At 44.5% G+C, this 22,486-nt stretch carries 20 protein-coding genes; 19 read left to right on the plus strand and 1 reads right to left on the minus strand.

From position 1 onward, the window contains the following. Positions 1-56 precede the first annotated feature (56 nt). Complete coding sequence (locus V1501_RS00220; RefSeq protein WP_409290915.1) at positions 57-347, minus strand: AbrB/MazE/SpoVT family DNA-binding domain-containing protein; 291 nt, start codon at positions 345-347, stop codon at positions 57-59. Positions 348-1,153: 806 nt separating this feature from the next. Between V1501_RS00220 and metG the strand changes: the two genes are divergently transcribed. The 19 genes from metG to spoVT all read left to right on the plus strand — a co-directional run bounded on the left by metG (position 1,154) and on the right by spoVT (position 22,308). Continuing rightward, on the plus strand, positions 1,154-3,112 hold the full coding sequence (gene metG / locus V1501_RS00225) for a methionine--tRNA ligase (RefSeq protein WP_409290916.1): 1,959 nt from the start codon (positions 1,154-1,156) through the stop codon (positions 3,110-3,112). A 280-nt stretch (positions 3,113-3,392) separates the two neighbouring features. Continuing rightward, the gene (locus V1501_RS00230) at positions 3,393-4,160 is read left to right on the plus strand and encodes a TatD family hydrolase (RefSeq protein WP_409290917.1); all 768 of its coding nucleotides are present in this window, start codon (positions 3,393-3,395) and stop codon (positions 4,158-4,160) included. Positions 4,161-4,393: 233 nt separating this feature from the next. Next, entirely contained in the window at positions 4,394-5,584 is a 1,191-nt protein-coding gene (locus V1501_RS00235; protein ID WP_409290918.1) for a ubiquitin-like domain-containing protein, read from the plus strand. 469 nt (positions 5,585-6,053) lie between these two features. Continuing rightward, positions 6,054-6,614 (plus strand): ribonuclease M5, encoded by a 561-nt coding sequence (gene rnmV / locus V1501_RS00240; RefSeq protein WP_409290919.1) that lies wholly within the window; start codon positions 6,054-6,056, stop codon positions 6,612-6,614. Further along, positions 6,607-7,485 carry a 16S rRNA (adenine(1518)-N(6)/adenine(1519)-N(6))-dimethyltransferase RsmA gene (rsmA, locus tag V1501_RS00245; RefSeq protein WP_409290920.1) on the plus strand — a complete coding sequence of 293 codons (879 nt, stop codon included), beginning with the start codon at positions 6,607-6,609 and terminating at the stop codon, positions 7,483-7,485. Before rnmV ends, rsmA begins: the two co-directional genes overlap by 8 nt. 337 nt (positions 7,486-7,822) lie before the next feature. Next, on the plus strand, positions 7,823-8,704 hold the full coding sequence (yabG, locus tag V1501_RS00250; protein WP_409290921.1) for a sporulation peptidase YabG: 882 nt from the start codon (positions 7,823-7,825) through the stop codon (positions 8,702-8,704). Between the two features lie 808 nt (positions 8,705-9,512). Further along, entirely contained in the window at positions 9,513-9,782 is a 270-nt protein-coding gene (gene veg, locus V1501_RS00255; RefSeq protein WP_101640702.1) for a biofilm formation stimulator Veg, read from the plus strand. Between the two features lie 297 nt (positions 9,783-10,079). Beyond that, entirely contained in the window at positions 10,080-10,250 is a 171-nt protein-coding gene (locus V1501_RS00260; protein ID WP_409290922.1) for a small, acid-soluble spore protein, alpha/beta type, read from the plus strand. A gap of 193 nt (positions 10,251-10,443) precedes the next feature. Beyond that, positions 10,444-11,313 carry a 4-(cytidine 5'-diphospho)-2-C-methyl-D-erythritol kinase gene (ispE, locus tag V1501_RS00265; RefSeq protein WP_409290923.1) on the plus strand — a complete coding sequence of 290 codons (870 nt, stop codon included), beginning with the start codon at positions 10,444-10,446 and terminating at the stop codon, positions 11,311-11,313. 59 nt (positions 11,314-11,372) lie between these two features. Further along, positions 11,373-12,203 carry a pur operon repressor gene (gene purR / locus V1501_RS00270; protein WP_409290924.1) on the plus strand — a complete coding sequence of 277 codons (831 nt, stop codon included), beginning with the start codon at positions 11,373-11,375 and terminating at the stop codon, positions 12,201-12,203. Between the two features lies 1 nt (position 12,204). After that, positions 12,205-12,579, plus strand: coding sequence for a RidA family protein (locus V1501_RS00275; protein ID WP_409290925.1), 375 nt, complete (start codon positions 12,205-12,207; stop codon positions 12,577-12,579). A 279-nt stretch (positions 12,580-12,858) separates the two neighbouring features. Continuing rightward, on the plus strand, positions 12,859-13,152 hold the full coding sequence (spoVG, locus tag V1501_RS00280) for a septation regulator SpoVG (RefSeq protein WP_026693222.1): 294 nt from the start codon (positions 12,859-12,861) through the stop codon (positions 13,150-13,152). 243 nt (positions 13,153-13,395) lie between these two features. Continuing rightward, a complete protein-coding gene (gene glmU / locus V1501_RS00285; protein WP_409290926.1) occupies positions 13,396-14,769 on the plus strand; it encodes a bifunctional UDP-N-acetylglucosamine diphosphorylase/glucosamine-1-phosphate N-acetyltransferase GlmU in 1,374 nt (457 codons plus the stop codon). A gap of 16 nt (positions 14,770-14,785) precedes the next feature. After that, positions 14,786-15,739, plus strand: coding sequence for a ribose-phosphate diphosphokinase (locus tag V1501_RS00290; protein WP_409290927.1), 954 nt, complete (start codon positions 14,786-14,788; stop codon positions 15,737-15,739). Positions 15,740-15,896: 157 nt separating this feature from the next. After that, positions 15,897-16,547, plus strand: a complete 651-nt coding sequence (locus V1501_RS00295) for a 50S ribosomal protein L25/general stress protein Ctc (protein WP_409290928.1) — start codon at positions 15,897-15,899, stop codon at positions 16,545-16,547. 101 nt (positions 16,548-16,648) lie between these two features. Beyond that, on the plus strand, positions 16,649-17,209 hold the full coding sequence (gene pth, locus V1501_RS00300; RefSeq protein ID WP_409290929.1) for an aminoacyl-tRNA hydrolase: 561 nt from the start codon (positions 16,649-16,651) through the stop codon (positions 17,207-17,209). 118 nt (positions 17,210-17,327) lie between these two features. Next, positions 17,328-17,558, plus strand: a complete 231-nt coding sequence (locus tag V1501_RS00305) for an anti-sigma-F factor Fin (protein ID WP_409290930.1) — start codon at positions 17,328-17,330, stop codon at positions 17,556-17,558. Between the two features lie 399 nt (positions 17,559-17,957). Beyond that, entirely contained in the window at positions 17,958-21,515 is a 3,558-nt protein-coding gene (mfd, locus tag V1501_RS00310; protein ID WP_409290931.1) for a transcription-repair coupling factor, read from the plus strand. A gap of 256 nt (positions 21,516-21,771) precedes the next feature. Then, positions 21,772-22,308 carry a stage V sporulation protein T gene (spoVT, locus tag V1501_RS00315; protein ID WP_409290932.1) on the plus strand — a complete coding sequence of 179 codons (537 nt, stop codon included), beginning with the start codon at positions 21,772-21,774 and terminating at the stop codon, positions 22,306-22,308. Positions 22,309-22,486 lie beyond the last annotated feature (178 nt).

Here is a 22,486-nt window from a genome sequence, read left to right on the forward strand (position 1 = left end):
AAAAACAAAAAAAGCCTGTTTACGGTTAATACCGCGTACAGGCCTTTTTATCTATTTTATTTGGCAGGACTCAGGCTGTCCTGAATTTCTTTTAGTAATTGCTCTGCACCTTCAGGACTTAATACAAGCTTGCCGCCGACCAATGACAGATTGCGGTCAGAAACTTCACCGGTCACCTGACAAGTCATGTTTGGCTTGTATTTCTTCAAGATGATCTTTTCTTCGTCCACGTAAATTTCAAGTGCATCTTTCTCTGCTATTCCAAGTGTGCGTCTAAGCTCAATCGGGATAACGACCCTTCCTAATTCATCAACCTTACGAACAATTCCTGTAGATTTCATGTTCATTACTCCTTCTTTTCCCTAAATTTATACTCGATTATCTCTATTTATGTATTCGTCATAATTCGACAAATTTCTTATTACCCTTTAATAGTACCAGACATTCCCAAATACGTCAATTTATTTCCTGTTAACAAAAAAAGGAAATGTAACAGAAACAAGAAACCCTGATGTATCAAGGATTAGTTATCATTATACAAAAGAAAGTTCAATTAGGAAACATGGTAAAGTAGAATTTAATATTTTTGTAATATAGTAAATTGGGATGAAAATACTACTATTTACGACAATATTCGACAATAAATTCGACATTTTAAGATGGAAAATGTCAAATAAAGACCTAAGCTATGAAATTTTAGCGAGTGATGGAAGGTAAAAAGTACTATGAAAAAATAATGTATTTGTCATATTAAGCGGGACAGGTGAGACCCCGCAGTTTAAAGCCGAGAGGCTCAGCGCCCACCCCGCGCAGTTAGAGTGCCTGCAGCGGAGATCGATCCTTGTTCAGCATCCAAAACATTTACGAAACCAGCTAAAAGGAAAAGAATGAGTCTGTAAATTCTTTCCACCAGCTGCAATATAACAAGGAGGGAGTAAATACAGAGGAACCAATCCTATGAAGAGGTATATTTATATATGAGAAAAGGCTAGACTTATTTCGGATATACCCTGCCAGGAGGGTTTGTAAATTCACCCTAAAACCGTGCGTTCAGCACTATTTACTATTCCAAATAGATACTAACATGTCATAATAGGAAAAGACCCTTTATGAATTAAATATTGCTATATTACTCTTTATTGGAGGTAAGGAAATGAGAGATAATTTGAATACATTTTATCTGACTACACCCATTTATTACCCAAGCGGTAATCTACATATAGGCCATGCCTATACAACAGTTGCAGGAGATGCAATGGCCCGATATAAACGGCTGCGGGGCTATGATGTCATGTATCTTACCGGAACAGATGAGCATGGACAGAAAATACAAAGAAAAGCTGAAGAAAAAGGCATAACACCCCAGGCGTATGTAGATGAGATTGTGTCAGGTATAAAAGATCTGTGGCAAAAGCTTGATATTTCATATGATGATTTTATCCGTACAACGGAGGACCGCCATAAGGCGGTTGTAGAAAAAATTTTTCAGCAGCTTCTTGATCAAGGGGACATCTACCTGGATCAGTACGAGGGCTGGTATTGTACTCCATGTGAATCCTTCTTTACCGATCGGCAGGTAGAAAACGGTAATTGCCCAGATTGCGGCCGTCCGGTGGAAAAGGTTAAGGAAGAATCTTATTTCTTTAAAATGAGCAAGTATGTAGACAGGCTCATGAAATATTATGAAGAAAACCCTGACTTCATTCAGCCTGAATCCCGAAAAAATGAGATGATCAATAACTTCATCAAACCAGGACTGGAAGATCTGGCCGTATCACGCACTACCTTCGACTGGGGCATCAAGGTTCCTGGTGACGCCAAGCATGTCATCTATGTCTGGATTGATGCGTTATCCAACTATATTACGGCACTTGGATATGGTACGGAGAATGATTCAAAATACTTGAAATACTGGCCGGCTGATGTGCATCTGGTCGGCAAGGAAATTGTCAGGTTCCATACCATTTATTGGCCAATCATGCTTATGGCGCTTGACCTGCCGCTGCCTAAGAAGGTTTTTGCACACGGCTGGCTATTAATGAAAGACGGAAAAATGTCCAAATCAAAAGGCAATGTTGTCGATCCTGTGACCCTCATCGACCGCTATGGCTTGGATGCACTGCGTTATTATCTGCTGAGGGAAGTACCATTCGGCTCTGACGGTGTTTTCACTCCTGAAGGCTTTGTTGAGAGAATCAATTTTGATTTGGCCAATGATCTTGGTAACCTATTGAACAGGACTGTGGCCATGATTGATAAATATTTTGATGGCGTCATACCGGCTTATACAGGTTCGCCTGGTGAATTTGACAAGCAGCTGCTTGAAATGAATCAGGCTGCGGTAGAAAAGTATGAAACTGCCATGGAAAAAATGGAGTTTTCAGTTGCTCTTTCAACTGTGTGGCAGCTTATCAGCCGCACTAATAAATATATTGATGAAACAGCTCCCTGGACGCTTGCAAAGGATGAGGCAAAACGTGGGGAATTGGCTGGCGTGATGGCGCACTTGGCAGAATCACTCAGAAGGTCAGCCGTGCTATTGCAGCCGTTCTTAACCAAAACGCCGCAAAAGATCTTTGCACAGCTGAATGCCTTAGAAGAAGGCCTGCAATCGTGGGAAAGCCTGGAGAGCTTTGGTATTATACCGGAAGGAACCAAAGTGGCAAAAGGAGAGCCCATTTTCCCAAGGCTTGACCTTAAGGAAGAAATTGAATATATCCGTAACCAGATGCAGGGGGACTCTCCTAAAGCAGAGGAAGACAAACCGGCTGACACCGCCCCTGAAACAGAAGAGATTACAATCGATGATTTCATGAAGGTTGAACTGCGGGTAGCGAGGGTCATCCACGCTGAGCCGGTGAAAAAGGCGGATAAGCTGCTAAAGCTGCAGCTCGACCTGGGCTATGAAAAAAGACAGGTGGTCTCTGGTATCGCCAAGCACTATAAGCCTGAAGAATTAACAGGGAGAAAAGTAATCTGTGTGACAAATTTAAAACCTGTTACATTACGCGGAGAATTGTCGCAGGGAATGATTTTGGCGGGCGAAAAAGATGGCATTCTGTCACTCGCTACTGTTGGGGAAGAACTTGAAATTGGTGCCAAAGTTAAATGATTTCTATTTTAAGATAACAAAAGGAGTGTTTCACGTGAAACACTCCTTTTAATTTTGCCCATTATATAAGGGTTGACGGATGGAACATAAAATAGAGAATCATTTCGTACTATATAAAAGAAAATCCCTGGAAATGCAAATCATTAGGAAATGAACTATAAAATATGTAGAATAAAGACAAAATCTCATGGGTAGATTGTAATGGATTTGTTACAAAAATGTGACACATGATTGGCTGGTTATCCTATAAACTAAATGCGAGGGAAGGAAGAATTGATCTATGCTCTTTGATACACATGTTCATTTAAATGCAGAACAATTCAGCGATGATCTGGAACAAGTAATAGAAAATGCAAAGACAGCAGGAGTATCAAGAATGGTAGTTGTCGGCTTTGACCGCCCAACCATAACCCGTGCCCTGGAACTGGCTGAACAGTACCCGTTTATTTATGCGGCCGTGGGCTGGCACCCTGTGGATGCGATTGACATGACAGACGAGGACCTGGCGTGGATTGAAGAGCTTGCCGGCGATCCGAAGGTTGTGGCAATCGGCGAGATGGGGCTTGATTACCACTGGGATAAATCACCCAAGGATATCCAAAAGGAAGTCTTTAGAAAACAGATCCGCCTTGCAAAAAAAGTGAAACTGCCGATCATTATCCATAATAGGGAAGCGACAGCTGATATTGTAGAAATCTTAAAAGAAGAGGGTGCCGGTGAAGTGGGCGGCATTATGCATTGCTTCAGCGGAAGTCCTGAAACGGCAAAAGAATGTGTGGAAATGAATTTTTACATATCCCTGGGCGGGCCGGTGACCTTTAAGAACGCTAAAAAGCCTAAAGAAGTGGCAGAAGCCATCCCCCTTGAAATGCTGCTGATTGAAACAGACTGCCCGTATCTTGCTCCGCATCCATACCGCGGGAAGCGAAATGAGCCGGCCTATGTGAAGCTGGTAGCAGAGCAGATTGCCGAGATAAAGGGCATTTCTTATGAAGAGGTAGCTGAGGCAACTTTCCGGAATGCACAGAAATTATTCAGCATAAATTGACATCAAAACTTGTCAGTTTATACCGAGGTTTGTCCAGAAAGAACTCAATAACAAAAAGTTCTACAAGTCTAGCTGCCCTCATAAGCTGAATGTGTCGATAAGTCATACTTTTCTTTTTGAATAAGAGTAGTCATAATGAAGTTGCCTTCAAACAGCCATGTTTGACAGTTTGAGTATCACCTTATAAAAATCAACGAATAGGAAGGGAGGAGTTTTTCATCGAGATCAGGAATATGAAAAACCTGTTTTCCAAGTCTTTTACAAACAAGCAGACCATCATCATCGCAGCGGCCCTTTTCGTAGCTGCAGCTTCTATCGGAATCATATATAACAGTACCAAGAAGACCGTCGCTGTCACACTTGATGGCAAAAGAAAGGTAGTCAAGACGCACGCGGCAACCATTAACGAGATGTTGAAAGATTTGGAGATAACTGTTCACGCAGAAGACTCTGTATATCCGAAGGCTGATACGAGGGTCGAGGAAAATTTAAAAATAACCATACAATCGGCAAAAAAAGCGGATATCATCCAGGATGGCCATAAAAAAACCGTATGGACCACAGGCCGGACCGTGCGGGATATCCTTAAGCAGGAAAATATAAAAGTAAACAGTAAAGACAAGATTAGCCCATCGCTTAATAGCGCAATCATTAACGGCATAGTGGTGAATGTACAAAAAGCATTCCCTGTAGCCATAGTTGTTGCAGGCAAAAAAAGCGAGGTTTGGTCAACTTCGACTACGGTCGCTGACTTTTTAGAGCAACAGAACATAAAACTCAATGATTTAGACCGGATTGAACCAGGATTGAATGAGCATATTAAACCAGGAAAAATGGTAAAAGTTGTGAGAGTGGAAAAAGTCACCGATGTGGTGGAAGAACCAGTGAATTTTGCTGTAGTCACTAAGAAAGACGCAAGCTTAAGGCGCGGCACAGAAAAGATCTTAACTGAAGGCAGGAAAGGATTAATATCCAGGCAGTATGAGGTTATCCGCGAAAACGGGAAAGAGAAATCCCGTAAGCTCGTCACCCAGAAGACTGTCAAACAAAAAAGAAATAAAATAGTAGCTGTAGGTACGAAAATATTAACGGCCCAGGCCTCTAGGGGCCGCCAGGAACAAGGGCCTTCCGGCGGCAGGGAGATTTATGTAAATTCCACTGCTTACACAGCCAGCTGCAGCGGCTGCTCCGGTTTCACATCTACAGGTATTAATTTAAAAAGCAATCCAAACAGCAAAGTCATCGCTGTTGACCCAAGTGTCATCCCCCTTGGTTCAAAAGTGTATGTCGAAGGCTATGGATATGCAGTCGCCGCCGATAAAGGCGGAGCGATCAAAGGGTATAAAATTGATGTATTCTTCCCGTCAACAGCAGACGCCTACAAATGGGGAGTGCGCAAAATCAAAATAAGAATACTTAACTAAAATCCCGCAGAGGCCCAAAGCCTCTGTTTTTTTTGATATAATACCTAAAGCGAAGACCGGTGCTTTTCAGATAAGAAAATATTAAATGCACCATGCAGTACAGTTTTTAAATAAATGACAAGATGATGCAGAAAAGCAGCCTTCCGAGAGGCATAAGGCAGGCGGCGGCAAAAGGCGTTCCTTGCCTTTAGCCGGCGATTGACATATGACCAAGGAAGGCAGGACGGAGCTGGCAGGACCTAAAGCGAAGACCGGTGCTTTTCAATCCAGTAAATTAAAAGCTATTACAGAGCATTCGGCTGAAATTCATAATAACCAGCAAGTTGGACGAGTATAACAATAAAAGTTCATCGCTTTATCATACATTCATGTTCTGGTTAAGCAGCCTGAGAAACAAGAGGCCGTGTTTCCGGCATCATTTATATAGACGATTGTACATCTCTTAAGGTTTCAGTCAAATGGAGGAAAAATGAAGATACAAGAAATCATAGTGGTTGAAGGCAAGGACGATACTGTTGCGGTTAAACGTGCGGTAGAAGCAGACACTATCGAAACGAATGGATCGGCCGTAGATGAATCAGTGATAGAACGGATACGGCTTGCACAATCCACCCGCGGAGTCATAATATTCACTGATCCTGATTTTCCAGGAGAGAAAATCAGGCATACTATTACAGAGCAGGTGCCTGGATGTAAGCACGCTTTCCTCGAAAAGGCAGAGGCCAGGCCGAGAAACGGCAGGGGAATTGGTGTGGAGCATGCTAGTCCGGAGGCAATCAGGGCGGCATTGAAGGACGCTTATCAGACGAACGTAGAGCACGTGGCGGAAATAAGCCAGCAGGATTTATTGAATGCCGGTTTGATGGGAGGCGCAGGAGCAAAAGAGCGGAGAGAGCGTATCGGAAGCATCCTGAAGATTGGATATACAAATGGAAAGCAGCTGCAAAAAAGGCTGCAAATGTTCAGAATTTCAAGGGATGCTTTTTTAGGGGCTTTACAGCGCATGGAACAGGAGGAAAACCATGAATAAAGACATTGCCACACCGATTAGAACCAAGGCTATACTGGAAAAGCACGGATTTTCATTTAAAAAGAGCCTTGGACAGAACTTTCTGATCGATACAAATATATTGAAGCGGATTGTGGACTTCGCTGAACTTACCGAAGAGAGCGGAGCTATTGAAATCGGTCCCGGCATAGGAGCGCTCACCGAACAGCTGGCAAGGAACAGCAAAAAGGTGCTTGCTTTTGAAATTGACCAAAGGCTGCTTCCTATCCTGGGAGAAACTCTGGAGCCATATGAAAATGTAGAAATCATACATCAGGATGTATTAAAGGCAGACCTCGGTACAGTAATCGAGGAAAAGTTTAAGCCTGCCGCTGATTTAATGGTTGTGGCAAATCTGCCCTACTATGTTACTACTCCGATCATTATGAAAATCCTTGAAGACAGGCTCCCGATCCGGGGCATTGTTGTCATGCTCCAGAAAGAGGTGGCTGATCGTATTTCGGCTAAGCCGGGCACTAAGGAATATGGTTCACTGTCAATCGCTATCCAGTACTATACAGAAGCTGAGACGGTTCTCATTGTTCCTAAGACGGTATTTGTGCCGCAGCCTAATGTAGATTCGGCGGTAATCCGCCTAACCATGAGAAAAGAGCCGGCTGTACAGGTCAGCAATGAGGAGTTCTTTTTCACCATAACAAGAACAAGCTTTGCCCAGCGGCGTAAAACGATCCTGAATAACCTGGTCAGCGGTCTTGATGCTGGAAAGGAAAAGAAGGATTTAATCCTCAACGCCCTGTCAGAAGCCGGGATAGATCCTACCAGAAGGGGCGAAACATTGTCCATTCAGGAGTTTGCCCTCCTTAGCGAGAAACTGCTTCAGCATTTTAATTAATTGAGACGGCCTGCAAGGTGCAGGTCTTTTTTCTTTGGAAAAAGGTGCGGATCTGCATCTACCCGCATTAATGTGCGGACATTATTTATCCTGCTGGCATTTCGCCTTGCTCCACTCCCAAATTATCTTTGCCTGCTTTCTTGTAGCTCCTTCCCATACATGGGCTGCGAGTGTTGGTTTTTATGGGGAACACTCTCTCGATGCATTGGTTCAACCTGTGTAATTCGCTCACATCTTCCCCGCTTCTGCATAGCCTATCAAGAAGGAGAATTAGGTAAATGAGTGGCTGCAGGTGCGGTGATAACAGGCCAGCCCTCCTAACCATGGGGTGAGGAGTATGAATATAGAAATCAATCAAATTGTAGGACGGAAATCCTTTAATTGCGATATTATGTTCCGCGTTATAGATTTTAAAGAAGACAGCAGCGGATTGCTTCAGGCTGTTTTATATGGAGAGGATTTCCGGCTGATTGCAGATGCACCCATGAGCGATCTTGTCTTGATGGGGCAGAGGGAACAAGATTTGCAGAGGCAGAAAAATGAAGCTCTCCTGGAAAAGTCCTATCAGTTATTTTCCCAGGATTATGAGCTGCTGAGGATGAAGCGGGAGTATACAGCTACGAATGAGTACCGCCACACAGGAGGATACTTCCAGATGCCCGGCAGGGTCCTGCACCTCGATGGAGACCCAGCCTATCTGAAGAAATGCCTCGAACTTTACGAAAAACTGCGCATACCCGTATTTGGGCTGTATTGCAATGAAAAAGAAATGCCTAATAAAATTGTTCCACTCCTGGAACTATACCGCCCTGATATACTGGTGATAACCGGACATGATTCATATTCAAAATCGAAGGGGAAATTCCAGGATATAAATGCCTACAGACATTCCAGGCACTTTGGAGAAACGGTAAGGGAAGCCCGTAAGAAAATTCCCCACCTCGACCAGCTGGTAATATTTGCAGGAGCGTGCCAATCCCATTTTGAGTCATTAATCGGGGCGGGCGCCAACTTCGCCAGCTCCCCTTCAAGAGTAAATATCCATGCTTTGGACCCCGTCTATATCGTTGCTAAAATCAGCTTCACGCCTTTCATGGACAGAATCAATGTCTGGGAGGTATTGAGAAATACACTCACAGGGGAAAAGGGCCTTGGCGGCATTGAAACAAAGGGAGTACTGCGTACCGGATTGCCATATAAGCCGGTACAAGAAGAATAAGGGGCTGTCTCTTAAGTCTCATATCCATAGCCCGGAAAGAAAAACATGGCGTTTTTCACCGGGCTTTGCTGTGCCTTAATATGCTAAAATGGCGGAGCCGCTCATAAAATCATCCTTTGAGAGGTGAATACCAGCCCGAGATTCCATCCCAGCGGGGGAACGGAGGGTAAATGAACCAGTGCAGATAGTAAAGCTTGAGGTATGGATAGTAAAATGGGCGATTCGGATAGTAAAGGACCAGCTTTGGCGAGTAAGGGGCGATTGACGCTGTCCCGAGGCTTCCCTCTCAGTCAAAATAAGATCTTTTGATTAAGAAACTGGATGAACATCAAAATCGAGCGGAAAAGTATTGAAACCAGTAAAAATACCTTTTTCATCAGTACTTTAATCAGTACTGTGCTGTTACTATATTTTGTGAAACCTTCACTGATTAAAATAAGAGGACAGAATCAGGCAATAAAATAGTGAGTGGGACATCCTCCTCCATTTACACGAATGTGGGCTGTATGTGTATGAGGAGTCTTTGGCTCACCCCTGGGACATTGGACAAGCCATCCTTTATGAAAGAATTCTGCTGGCATGTATAAATATTTCGACATAAACTACGCATAATAAAAAACTTTAAGACCGTATAGACAATATCATACATATTTTTCGACAATATGGGTAAAGTATAAATGTTGGTTTTTGTAAATTTTAAAACTTAAAAAACCATTGACAAACAAAATTGAGAATTGATATAATTTATACTTTTGTTTGACTAAAGATAGGGATTTGTGATATACTACACTTAGTGAGGTGGACCTAAATGCCAAAAACTTTAGCTGATATTAAGATTGCCCTGGATTCAAATCTTGGGAAGAGACTTCTGCTGAAAGCTAATGGTGGAAGAAGAAAGACGGTTGAGCGATTGGGAACATTAGCAGAGACTTATCCTTCTGTTTTTGTTATTGAGCTTGATCAAGATGAAAACGCATTTGAAAGAGTCTCCTACAGTTATGCAGATGTATTAACAGAAACTGTACAATTAACCTTCTTTGATGAAACAGCAGGAAGCGTGGCTTTAAGCGGGCAGTAAACTTTTGTTTGCTGCTTTTTTTGTTCCGTTTTTTTAAAAATCTTCCCAGCCGGTGAACAAAAATGTTCATTTCCATACTGGCGGGCACCTTTCGCTTCGCCTGCGGTTCTCTTGCCTTGCCTTTTTGTTTACCGATATAACGGCCTTATATGCCTCATAGTATTCTATACCCGGCTGACATTAAAATAGTACATATATCAAAAAGTAATCTTTATATTTCTAATAAAACCCTCTAATGAAAAAGGTCCATAAAGTCCAGACTATAAATGCCGCATGATTGATAAGGGGGTTTTTTGAATGGGCAGAAGAAACGGTCTGATGTCTGATGCATTCAAGGATGAGCTTGCTAGAGAACTCGGATTTTACGATGTAGTACAGCGCGAGGGCTGGGGCGGCATCCGGGCAAAGGATGCCGGCAATATGGTAAAGCTTGCTGTGGAAATGGCACAGCGCCAAATGCAAAAATAGTTCAAAACCACATACCTGCGGCTTAAGGAGCCTGCCTGGAAATCACAGCTTTCCAGGCAGGCTCCTTTTTGTAAAAGGCTCCTTTTTGGGGGATATTTCCCCAAGGTATTTGAATGCCCTTGAAAAAAGCTTTAGAATAAGCTTAAATATGTTAAAATGGACAAGAATTTGAGAACGTAAAGTAGGTGAAAATATGAAACTGATGGAGAAGGCACCTGCTAAGATAAATTTGGCTTTAGATGTGCTTTACAAACGTCCAGATGGATATCATGAAGTGGAAATGGTGATGACTACCGTTGACCTGGCGGACAGGCTGGAGCTCGAAGAACTTACCCGTGATGAAATCAGGATTATTTCACATAACAGGTTTGTTCCTGATGACAGCCGAAATCTTGCCTATCAGGCAGCCGCCCTTCTTAAGAAGAGGTATAATGTCCGGACAGGTGTCAGCATAACCATTGAAAAGCACATACCGGTTGCCGCCGGCCTTGCCGGGGGAAGTTCTGATGCAGCAGCCGCATTAAGGGGCCTGAACAGGCTGTGGCAGCTGGGCTTAAACCTGGATGAATTAGCGGGATTAGGTGCAGAAATCGGCTCGGATGTCCCGTTTTGTGTGTATGGAGGCACGTCGCTTGCTTCCGGACGGGGAGAGGAGATCATGCATCTTCCCGCACCGCCTAAGTGCTGGGTGATCCTGGCCAAGCCTACCATCGGGGTTTCCACTGCTGATGTATATAGGAGACTCGATGTCTCGAGGACTGAACATCCGAATGTAAAAGAAATGGTTTCGGCCTTGCATGAGTCAAGTTTTTCCGGAGTCTGCCAAAATGTCGGCAATGTACTTGAACAGGTGACTCTTCAGGTTAATCCGGAAGTGGCTCACATCAAAGACCAGATGAGGAGATTCGGGGCGGATGCTGTATTGATGAGCGGAAGCGGCCCGACTGTTTTCGGGCTTGTCGAACATGAATCCAGGCTGCAGCGGATCTATAACGGCCTGCGGGGTTTTTGTGATCAGGTTTATGCAGTCCGCATCCTTGGCGAAAGAAACACGCTTGAATAAAACCGTATATTAATGGTATATTAATTAAAAATATTCGGTTTTAAAATGAGGTGCCATATTTGAAATTTCGCCGTAGTGACAGACTAGTCGATATGACGCACTACTTGCTCGACCACCCATTCCAGCTTGTTCCGCTTACGTTCTTTGCCGATCGGTACGGCTCAGCCAAATCCTCTATAAGTGAAGATTTAACGATTATAAAGGAAACCTTTGAACAGCGGGGAATCGGACGCCTGGTCACTGTGCCCGGTGCCGCCGGGGGCGTTAAATATATAGTTAACAGCAACATGGATGAGGCAAGGGAATTCATTTCCAGAATGTGCAAGATCATTGCTGATCCTGTCCGGCTGCTGCCGGGAGGGTACTTGTTCATGACGGATATCCTCGGTGATCCGCAGATGCTGAAGGGATCAGGCAGGCTGATCGCCTCTGCCTATGCAAATGATTCAATTGATGTGGTGATGACAGTCGCGACAAAGGGCATACCGATTGCTTATGCTGCGGCAAGCTACCTGAATGTTCCCGTGGTGATTGTACGAAAGGACAGTAAGGTCACAGAAGGATCGACCGTCAGCATCAATTATGTATCTGGATCTTCCAAGAGGATTCAGACAATGGGACTATCGAAAAGGAGTCTTGCTGAAGGCTCAAGAGTTCTGATTGTGGATGACTTTATGAAAGCCGGGGGCACAATTAATGGGATGATCAGCCTTCTGGAGGAATTCAATGCATCGGTTGCAGGAATTTCCGTACTCGTAGAGTCGGAAAATGCTGAGAATAGGCTGGTCAACGACTACCTATCACTGATCAAGCTTTCCGATGTGGACGTCAAGGATAAAAAGATAACAGTCAAACAGGGCAATTATTTTGATAAAGCGGAGGATAAATAATATGAAAACGGTTCATACAGTACATGCACCTGCTGCTATCGGTCCATACTCACAGGGAATTATTGTCAATAATCTGTTTTTCAGCTCTGGCCAGATCCCTTTGACGGCTGAAGGAAATCTTGCAGCCGGGGATGTGCGCGAGCAGACCCATCAGGTGTTTTCCAATTTGAAGGCTGTTCTTAAAGAAGCGGGTGCCAGCCTCGAAACAGTGGTAAAGGCCACGGTATTCATCAAAGACATGAACGACTTTGGCGATATTAATGAAGTATATGGTGAATATTTCTCCGATCACAAGCCGGCAAGGTCTTGTGTAGAGGTTTCGCGCCTCCCTAAGGATGTATTGATTGAGATTGAAGTTATTGCGCTCGTAAAATAATACGGGCGTTTTTTGTGGAAAAGGGGCGGAGCTGCATGTTCCATAATGCTTCCTGCAGCTAGGTTTATCTTTCTGGTGTTCCCGTTGTGAGCTTCTCAGTTCCTCTTTTGAGCATGTGTGGAAACTCGTATCTGTTTTAATTGGAAATCCCATCCTATATCCAATTAGTCCTAATTTTTCTAAAAATTTTATTTTTATAGAAGGAATTACTTAAAATGCGTTGAATTATTAGTATAAGCTCAAAAAAGCTTGCCCAAATAATTCAAGGTGGTGTAAGAAATGGAAGTAACAGATGTAAGATTACGAAGAGTAACTACCGATGGAAGAATGAGAGCGATTGCATCTATTACATTGGACAATGAGTTTGTTATTCATGACATCCGTGTAATTGACGGAAACAATGGCTTATTCGTTGCAATGCCGAGCAAGCGTACTCCTGATGGGGAATTCCGCGACATTGCACATCCTATTAACTCTTCTACTCGCAGCAAAATTCAGGATGCGGTATTAGCTGAATACCATCGTCTTGGAGAAATGGAAGTTGTTGAACTCGAAGAAGCAGGAGCTTCCTGATTTAAGGCAGATAAAAAGAGTATAATACGCATCAAGAGCCTGCTTCCTAAGTAAGGCTCTTTTATTTGTTACCCCAGATTCTGCATCTGAAACCCCTGGATTTCCATTGTCTTCTCTATTCCCCCTTATTGGTAAGTTCCTGCTATTATTGAAAAATATTTGTACTTTTGTTAGTATCCTTGAAAACTACCGGCTTTTAAGATATATTCTTAATGGATAAAAAGGTAAAAACGGAGGCCTGTTATGAATAATCGCTATGCAGTTGTTTTGGCTGCCGGACAGGGAACAAGGATGAAATCAAAGCTTTATAAGGTTTTACACCCTGTTTGTGGAAAGCCAATGGTAGAGCACGTTGTGGATGAAATAGCTAAACTTAAAATAGAAGAAATCGTTACAGTCACAGGCCATGGAGCGGAGCTTGTAAAATCCACCCTTGGAGCCCGGAGCACCTATGTATTGCAGGAAAAGCAGCTGGGAACTGCCCATGCTGTTATGCAGGCGGAAGGCCTCCTCGCAGATAAGGAAGGCACTACCCTGATTGTGTGCGGCGATACACCGCTGATTAAATCAGAAACGATGGAAATCCTCCTTAGGCAGCATGAAGAAAGCGGCGCAAAGGCTTCTGTCCTCACTGCATTCGCTGAGAATCCGGCAGGGTACGGCAGGATCATCAGGAATGGTGAAGGACTCGTTGAAAAGATCGTTGAGCATAAAGATGCCTTGGAATCAGAAAGAGCCGTAAAGGAAATCAATACAGGTACATACTGTTTTGACAACCAGGCGTTATTTGCGGCGCTGAAAAAAGTAACCAATGATAACTCCCAGGGAGAATACTACCTGCCGGATGTCATCAGCATCATCAGGAAAAACAACGAAACGGTTACAGCGTTCCAGACGGAAGATTTCTCGGAATCCCTTGGTGTAAATGACAGGGTGGCCCTTTCCCAGGCAGAAGCTATCATGAGGAAGAGAATTAATGAGGGCCATATGCAAAATGGTGTCACTATCATCGATCCCGCAAATACTTATATTGACTCGGGAGTTGAGATTGGCTCCGATACAGTCATATACCCAGGTACCATGCTTTCAGGAAGCACGACAATCGGAGAGGACTGCGTAATCGGCCCCAGCACTGAAATTAAAGATTGCGCTGTGGGGAATAATACGGTTATCCGACAGTCAGCGGCACATGAAAGCAGCATTGGATCAGATGTGAATATTGGGCCGTTCGCCCATATTCGTCCTCAATCAGATATTAATGATTCTGTGAAGATCGGCAATTTTGTCGAAATCAAGAAGGCAGTATTCGGCAAAGGCAGTAAGGCATCTCATCTTAGCTATATCGGCGATGCCGAGGTAGGTGCTGACGTCAACATCGGCTGCGGATCCATCACAGTCAATTATGACGGCAAAAATAAGTTCCTGACCAAAATAGAAGATGGAGTATTCATTGGCTGCAACTCCAATCTGGTGGCGCCCGTTACAATAGGCGAGGGAGCCTATGTGGCAGCCGGATCCACCATAACTCAAGATGTCCCAAGCGATGCACTTTCCATTGCCCGCGCACGCCAGGTAAATAAAGAAAACTATGTCCAGCATCTAAAATTTAACAAATAACCACTGGAGGTCCAGCATGTCTAATCAGTACCTTGATCCAAAAATGAAAGTTTTCACACTCAATTCCAACCCGGGATTGGCATCGGAAATTGCGAAGTTTATAGGCGTGGAGCTTGGGAAATGTTCGGTTACACGTTTCAGCGATGGAGAAATACAAATCAATATCGAAGAAAGCATCCGCGGCTGTGATGTATTTGTCATCCAGTCGACCAGCGGCCCTGTTAACGAACATTTAATGGAATTATTGATTATGATAGATGCATTAAGGCGTGCATCCGCTAAGACCATCAATATCGTGATGCCTTATTACGGATATGCCCGACAGGATAGAAAAGCCCGCGCCCGCGAGCCGATCACAGCGAAGCTTGTAGCAAATCTTCTTGAAACGGCTGGGGCTAACCGTGTCATCACGCTGGATCTGCATGCTCCGCAGATACAAGGATTCTTTGATATCCTGATTGACCACCTCATGGGTGTACCGATCCTTGCCGATTACTTCAAAACGAAGGACCTGAAGGACATTGTCATCGTTTCACCTGACCACGGCGGTGTTACTCGTGCCAGAAAAATGGCTGACAGGCTGAAAGCGCCGATTGCCATCATTGATAAGCGCCGTCCGCGTCCAAATGTAGCAGAAATCATGAATATTGTCGGGAATATTGAAGGGAAGACCGCCATCCTCATTGATGACATCATTGACACAGCCGGAACCATTACCCTTGCCGCCAATGCACTGGTAGAAAACGGAGCATCAGAGGTATATGCATGCTGTACCCATCCAGTTCTTTCCGGACCGGCGATCGACCGCATAAATAACTCAAAGATCAAAGAGCTTGTGGTGACCAATTCCATCACACTTGCAGACGAAAAGAAAATCGGCAAGATCGTGGAACTCTCGGTAGCACCTTTAATCGGAGAAGCCATCATCCGCGTTCACGAAGAACAGTCAGTAAGCACATTGTTTGATTAATGAATCATTATAAAGCCTGCCGTAAGCTTTGGCAGGCTTTTTTTGCTTCCCCCTTTTTTTCTGCCTCCTGTTAAAGCTGCTTCTATGTTTAGAGAGAAACCAGTTAGGGAAATGTAAAAGTATGTGCAAAAATACTTATTCGGGAAGGTGAAGGTTTATGAGCAGCAGTTTGACTGCAACAGAACGTAAGCAGCATCGTAATTCCTATTTAACTGATATCAGAAGTAAAGGGAGCATCCCGGCAGTTGTATATGGCAGAAAGAAAGAAAGCAAAGCGATAACGGTAAGTAATGCAGACTTAATCAAGACACTTAAAGAGGTCGGCCGGAATGGAATCATCTCACTAGAGCTCGATGGGAGTTCCCAGCAGGTTATGTTGACGGACTATCAGACTGACCCGATCAAAAATGAAATCCTGCATGCGGATTTCCTATATATTGATATGTCAGAATCTATTAATGCAACCGTGCGCCTTAATCTGACAGGTACAGCTCAGGGAGTCAAGGATGGCGGAGTCCTGCAGCAGGCGCTGCATGATCTGACTATCTCGGCAAAACCGCAGGAAATACCTGAGGCGATTGAAGTGGATGTCACAGATAAAGTGGTAGGCGATACCATTTACGTAAGTGATATTAAAAAAAGCTACAGCACCATTGAAATCAGCCATCAGGATGATGAGGTTATCGCCAGCATCCTGCCACCAAGACAAGAGGTGGAAATCAGCACCGGCGAGCAGCAGGATGGCGGCACACCTGAAAATGAAGAAGGCAGAGAAACAGAAGCATCAGAAGACTCTAAAGCTGAATAAAGCAAGTGCTGTTTAAATAAGCTATAATAGACGTACCCTTATATTGGGTGCGTCTATTTTTTGATGTCTTGATGCTTATATTATGTAATGGAGTGTTGAAGATGAAATTAATCGCCGGTCTCGGCAATCCGGGGAAGCAGTTTGATAAAACCAGGCACAATATTGGATTTGAAGTGATAGATGAATTGTCTGCCAAGTGGAACCTGCCCTTAAACCAGTCAAAGCACAAAGGTCTTTATACCATGGGGATGGTGAACGGAGAAAAGGTTATTCTTCTGAAGCCGCTGACATACATGAACCTCTCGGGAGAATCTGTAGCAGCTGTCCTCGGATTTTATAAACTATCTGTAAAGGATCTTGTGGTTATCTATGATGATCTGGATCTCCCGCTTGGAAAACTCAGGCTTCGCCAAAAAGGCAGTGCAGGAGGGCATAATGGAATGAAATCCATCATTTCTCATCTTGGCACCCAGGAATTCAACAGAATCAGGATGGGAGTAGGACGCCCTCAGGATGGGAGAAGTGTACCGGATTTTGTTTTGAGCAGGTTCTCAAAGGAAGAAGAAGCAGAAGTGAGCAAAGCGGTTGATATTTCTGCAAAAGCCTGCGAAAATTGGTTAAACAATGATTTTTTAAAGGTAATGAATACATTTAATGGATAATATATTAGCATAACCTATCCAGGATACAGAAGTCTAAAATTTTTCAGGAGCCGTTTGTTTATTTTGCCCTCCCTGGGTTCATACTACCAAGTAGACAACCAAGCAGGGGGGATTTTGTATGGCTTTCCATTATAAATGCCGTCATTGCCGCACAAGCATGGGAACGATAAATGAAATACTCATTGATTCTGAGCGGTTGGGATTCCATGCCCTGACAAGCCAGGAACGGCAGGAAATGATACAGACGGCCGAAAATGGCGATTATCATGTACAGTCCATATGTGAGGACTGCCAGGAAGCACTCGAACGCAATCCAGAGATGCACCAGCAAGACTATTTAATTCAATAAACCAAAAGCTTTGGAGGACCTCCAAAGCATTTTTCTGTTTAAAGATAGGGCTCTTTCTAAAATGTTGTTGTTTTTACCCGTACTGTAAGTTTACTTTATTGTTTAACAAAAGGACTTCCGCGTCTGGCCCGGGACTCCTGCGTAAGGAGCGGCACAGTTGTTTCCCCGCGGGCACGGCCGAGGATGCTCACCGCCCGTCCGCGGAAAGCGAGCGCCTGCAGCGGAAATCAGCCCTAATGTCCAGCGGCTGCAAGATTTGCAAAACAGTTTATATAAAATATCATTCCAAAGGATATTGGTTACAGCGAGCAATCCTCGCTGCCATCAATCGGCCTTCAAAGCAAAATACTTACAAAATACCATAAAAAAAGCTTTCTAACGGAAAGGAGGATTGGCCAAATGAATGATCTGCAGGGTTTATTGAAAGACAATGATGATGTGCAGTCGCTGTTAAGCGGCCTGAAGGAAGGGTTAAAGGAACAGATGGCAGCCGGCCTGTCCGGTTCGTCACGCTCCATGCTGATTTCATCTGTTTATACCGAAAGACAAAAACCTGTTCTCGTCATTACTCATAATCTCCTCCAGGCACAAAAGCTTTATGATGATTTAAGTGCTTTTCTGCCTGAGGCTGATTTATTTTTATATCCAGCCAATGAGCTGATGGCTGCTGAACTGAGTGTTTCCAGTCCGGAGCTTAGAGCACAGAGAATCGAGGTCCTTAATCACTGGTCGCAAAACCAGGGAGGGATTGTCATAGCGCCGATGGCAGGAGTGCGTAAGCTTCTGCCTCCCAAGGATATGTGGAAGAAATTTCAGCTGTCCTTTCAGACGGGAGAAGATATCAATCTTGATGAAACCCTATCGGGGCTTGTTTCCATGGGGTATGCAAGGTCTGAAATGGTTTCCTCCCCTGGCGAATTTTCTCTTCGCGGGGGAATTTTGGACATATATCCGCTGACTGAAACGAATCCTATAAGAATCGAACTATTCGACACAGAAGTAGATTCGATTCGTACATTTACAATTGATACACAAAGGTCACAGAAGAAGCTCAAGCGGGTGGCCATAGGGCCAAGCACCGAGGCACTGCTTCAGAACGAATCATTGGAAAGGCTTATTGAACGACTTGATTCAGGATTAAGCAGCAGTCTGAAAAAAATAAAGGACAGCAAGGCAAAAGAGCAGATGCTCCAGAATATCGGCCATGAACTCGAACTGTTAAGGAACGGTGCAAGGCCTGAACATCTGTTTAAGTATCTGAGCCTCGCTTATGAAAACACCGCTAGTTTGCTAGATTATCTTCCTGATGATGGGATGGTTTTCATGGATGAAATTACAAGGATCCATGAAATCAGCGAAACCCTTGAAAAGGAAGAAGCAGAATGGTATACAAGCCTGCTTGGCGAAGGGCGGATCATCCATGATGTACCGCTCTCGCACCGGCTGCCGGAACTGCTGTACAGATCAAAGAATCCTTTGATCTATCTGTCTCTATTCTTAAGGCATGTTCCCTATACGAATCCGCAGAATATCATAAATTTCACATGCAAGCAGATGCAGAATTTCCATGGGCAGATGAATGTGTTTAAGGCAGAAATAGAGAGATGGAGAAAAGGGAATTATTCTGTCGTGGTGCTGGGCCCGGACGAGGAGAGGATGAAGAAGCTCCGCAGGGTGTTTGAGGATTATGGAATTGAGGCTGCCGAGCTTGAGGACAGCAGCACAATTCTACCGGGCAGGCTGCAAATTGCCAAAGGGAACCTCCACACAGGATTTGAGCTACCCATGCTGCGGCTAGCTGTCATTACAGAAAATGAACTGTTCAACAAGAAATCGAGAAAGCCGCCAAAGCGGCAGAAGCTGTCTAACGCAGAAAGAATTAAAAGCTACTCCGAGTTAAAGACAGGAGACTATGTAGTCCACGTCAACCATGGCATCGGCAAGTATCTCGGCCTTGAGACCCTGGTTGTAGGCGGTGTCCACAAGGATTATCTCCATGTAAGGTATCAGGGGACAGATAAGCTCTATATACCCGTAGATCAGATTGACCTCGTGCAGAAATATGTGGGTTCTGAAGGGAAAGAGCCGAAGCTGTACAAATTGGGGGGCAGTGAGTGGAAAAGGGTCAAAGGCAAGGTGGAATCCTCTGTTCAGGATATTGCGGATGATCTCATTAGACTTTATGCAGCAAGGGAAGCCTCAAAAGGGTATGCCTTTTCACCCGACACTGAAATGCAGCGTGAATTCGAAGCTGCCTTTCCCTACAGCGAAACAGACGATCAGCTGAGGTCAATCGTTGAAATCAAAAAGGACATGGAGCGTGAGCGGCCGATGGAGCGGCTCCTTTGCGGTGATGTAGGCTACGGGAAGACGGAGGTTGCCATCAGGGCAGCCTTTAAAGCCATCATGGATGGAAAACAGGTTGCATTCCTAGTTCCTACCACGATCCTTGCCCAGCAGCATTATGAAACCATCCGTGAAAGATTTCAGGATTTCCCTATCAATATCGGCCTGCTGAGCCGCTTCAGATCCAGAAAACAACAGAATGAAACGATCAAGGGGCTGAAGGCAGGGTCTGTGGACATTGTAATAGGCACCCATCGCATCCTGTCCAAGGATCTGCAGTACCGTGACCTCGGCCTTTTAATTATCGATGAGGAACAGCGGTTTGGCGTAACACATAAAGAGAAGATCAAGCAGCTGAAAACGAATGTGGATGTGCTCACCTTAACAGCCACCCCTATTCCGCGTACCCTTCATATGTCCATGCTTGGAGTGAGGGATCTGTCGGTCATCGAGACTCCCCCTGAGAACCGTTTTCCGGTCCAGACTTATGTGATGGAATATAACGGAGTCCTTGTCAAAGAAGCAATCGAGCGGGAACTCGCAAGGGGCGGTCAGGTTTATTTCCTATACAACAGGGTAGAGGATATAGCAAGAAAAGCAGAAGAAATTTCCATGTTTGTGCCTGACGCAAGAGTAGTATATGCACATGGCCAGATGTCTGAGAGCGAGCTTGAATCCGTAATGCTTGCTTTTATGGATGGCGAATATGATGTTCTGGTAAGCACCACCATCATTGAAACAGGGGTGGATATCCCGAATGTAAATACACTCATTGTGCATGATGCCGACAGGATGGGGCTTTCCCAGCTGTATCAGCTGCGCGGAAGGGTAGGCAGGTCGAACCGTGTGGCTTATGCGTACTTTACCTACCGCAAAGACAAGATACTGACTGAAGTGGCAGAGAAGCGCCTGCAGGCTATTAAAGAATTCACTGAGCTTGGATCGGGATTCAAGATTGCCATGCGCGACCTCTCGATCCGCGGTGCCGGCAATCTTCTCGGGGCAGCACAGCATGGATACATTGATTCGGTGGGCTTCGATTTGTATTCCCAGATGCTTAAGGAAGCAATTGATTCCCGTAAGACCGGTGAAGTGAAGGAAGAAAAGCCGAGAGTGGAGATCGACCTGGAGGTGGATGCCTATATACCGGACGCCTATATCGCTGACGGCCATCAGAAGATCGAGATGTATAAGAGGTTCCGCGGAATCGAAACCCTGAAGGAACTCGAAGAACTGCAAAGCGAGATGCTCGACCGATTTGGTGAATATCCTGAAGAAGTGGCACTCTTGTTTTTGATTGCCGAAACGAAGGTATATGCACTGAAGAATGGAGTAGAGCTGATCAAGCAGGCTAAGCAGGAGATCAAAATTATCATCTCGGAGAGGGCAAGCAGAGATATAGACGGCCATAAGGTGTTCCAGCTTGGCTCAAAGTATGGACGGGTGGTCGGACTTGGCATGGAGGGCAATTCATTGAAGATTACCCTCAATATTAAGAACACCGCCCAGGGTGTCTGGCTCAATATCATCTATGAGCTCATCCAGGGTTTGGAGGGAGCCAGAAAAGATGGCAGTGCGTCAGCGGCTCCCATACACCAGGATAAAAAGTGAGGCACTCTGCTACGGATATCACAGGCAGATTGGCAATGAACATCTAAGACGGGTTAATGCCCCTTTTAAAACCCAGCGGCTTTCTAGTTCTTAAGAAGCCCTGGAATAGATTAAAATTTGGCAGCAGAGTAAACCGCAAGAAGAAAAATGCCAGATAGTGTATAGAAGTTTGAAGATGAAAAATACTAAGGTCAATAACGGTGGAAATTCCAAAGTTTTCACCACTATCCAAATGATGAAAGAGAGGCAACATAAGATGAAAGCAACTGGAATCGTACGTCGAATTGATGATTTGGGAAGAGTTGTTATACCCAAGGAAATCCGCAGGACTCTCCGCATCCGTGAAGGAGATCCTCTTGAAATTTTCGTGGACAGGGACGGAGAGGTAATCCTAAAGAAATATTCACCTATCAGTGAACTCAGTGATTTTGCAAAAGAATATGCAGAGGCTTTATATGACAGCCTGGGCAATCCCGTGCTCATATGTGACAGGGACACATTCATTGCTGTTGCGGGAGTTTCCAAGAAGGATTATTTAAATAAGAGCATCGGCGAACAGATGGAGAGAGCCATGGAAGATCGGGGTTCTATCCTTGAGACTTCAAAGGGACAGGTATCCATTGTAGATGGAAATACAGAGGATTTACAGTCTTATACCATCGGGCCGATCGTTGCAAACGGGGACCCAATCGGGGCAGTGGTGATCTTCTCCAAAGAATCCTCATTGGGAGATGTTGAGAGGAAAGCAGTTGAAACAGCTGCCGGATTCTTAGCACGCCAGATGGAATCCTAATTATATGTGAACAACCGAAAAAGGCATCCATCAGGAATGCCTTTTTTCATTTTGAATCAAGCTCAATCTGTATCTACAGGGTATCCCGCAGTCCCTTTGGGGCTTCCGCCGAAGGTGTATATGCTATAATAGGGGCACTATTGGAAGAATCAAGGTACAGGGCGCAGCCCCTGTCCGA

The sequence above is a fragment of the Paraperibacillus esterisolvens genome (assembly GCF_046237625.1).
Taxonomy (GTDB): Bacteria; Bacillota; Bacilli; order Bacillales; family DSM-1321; genus Paraperibacillus; species Paraperibacillus esterisolvens.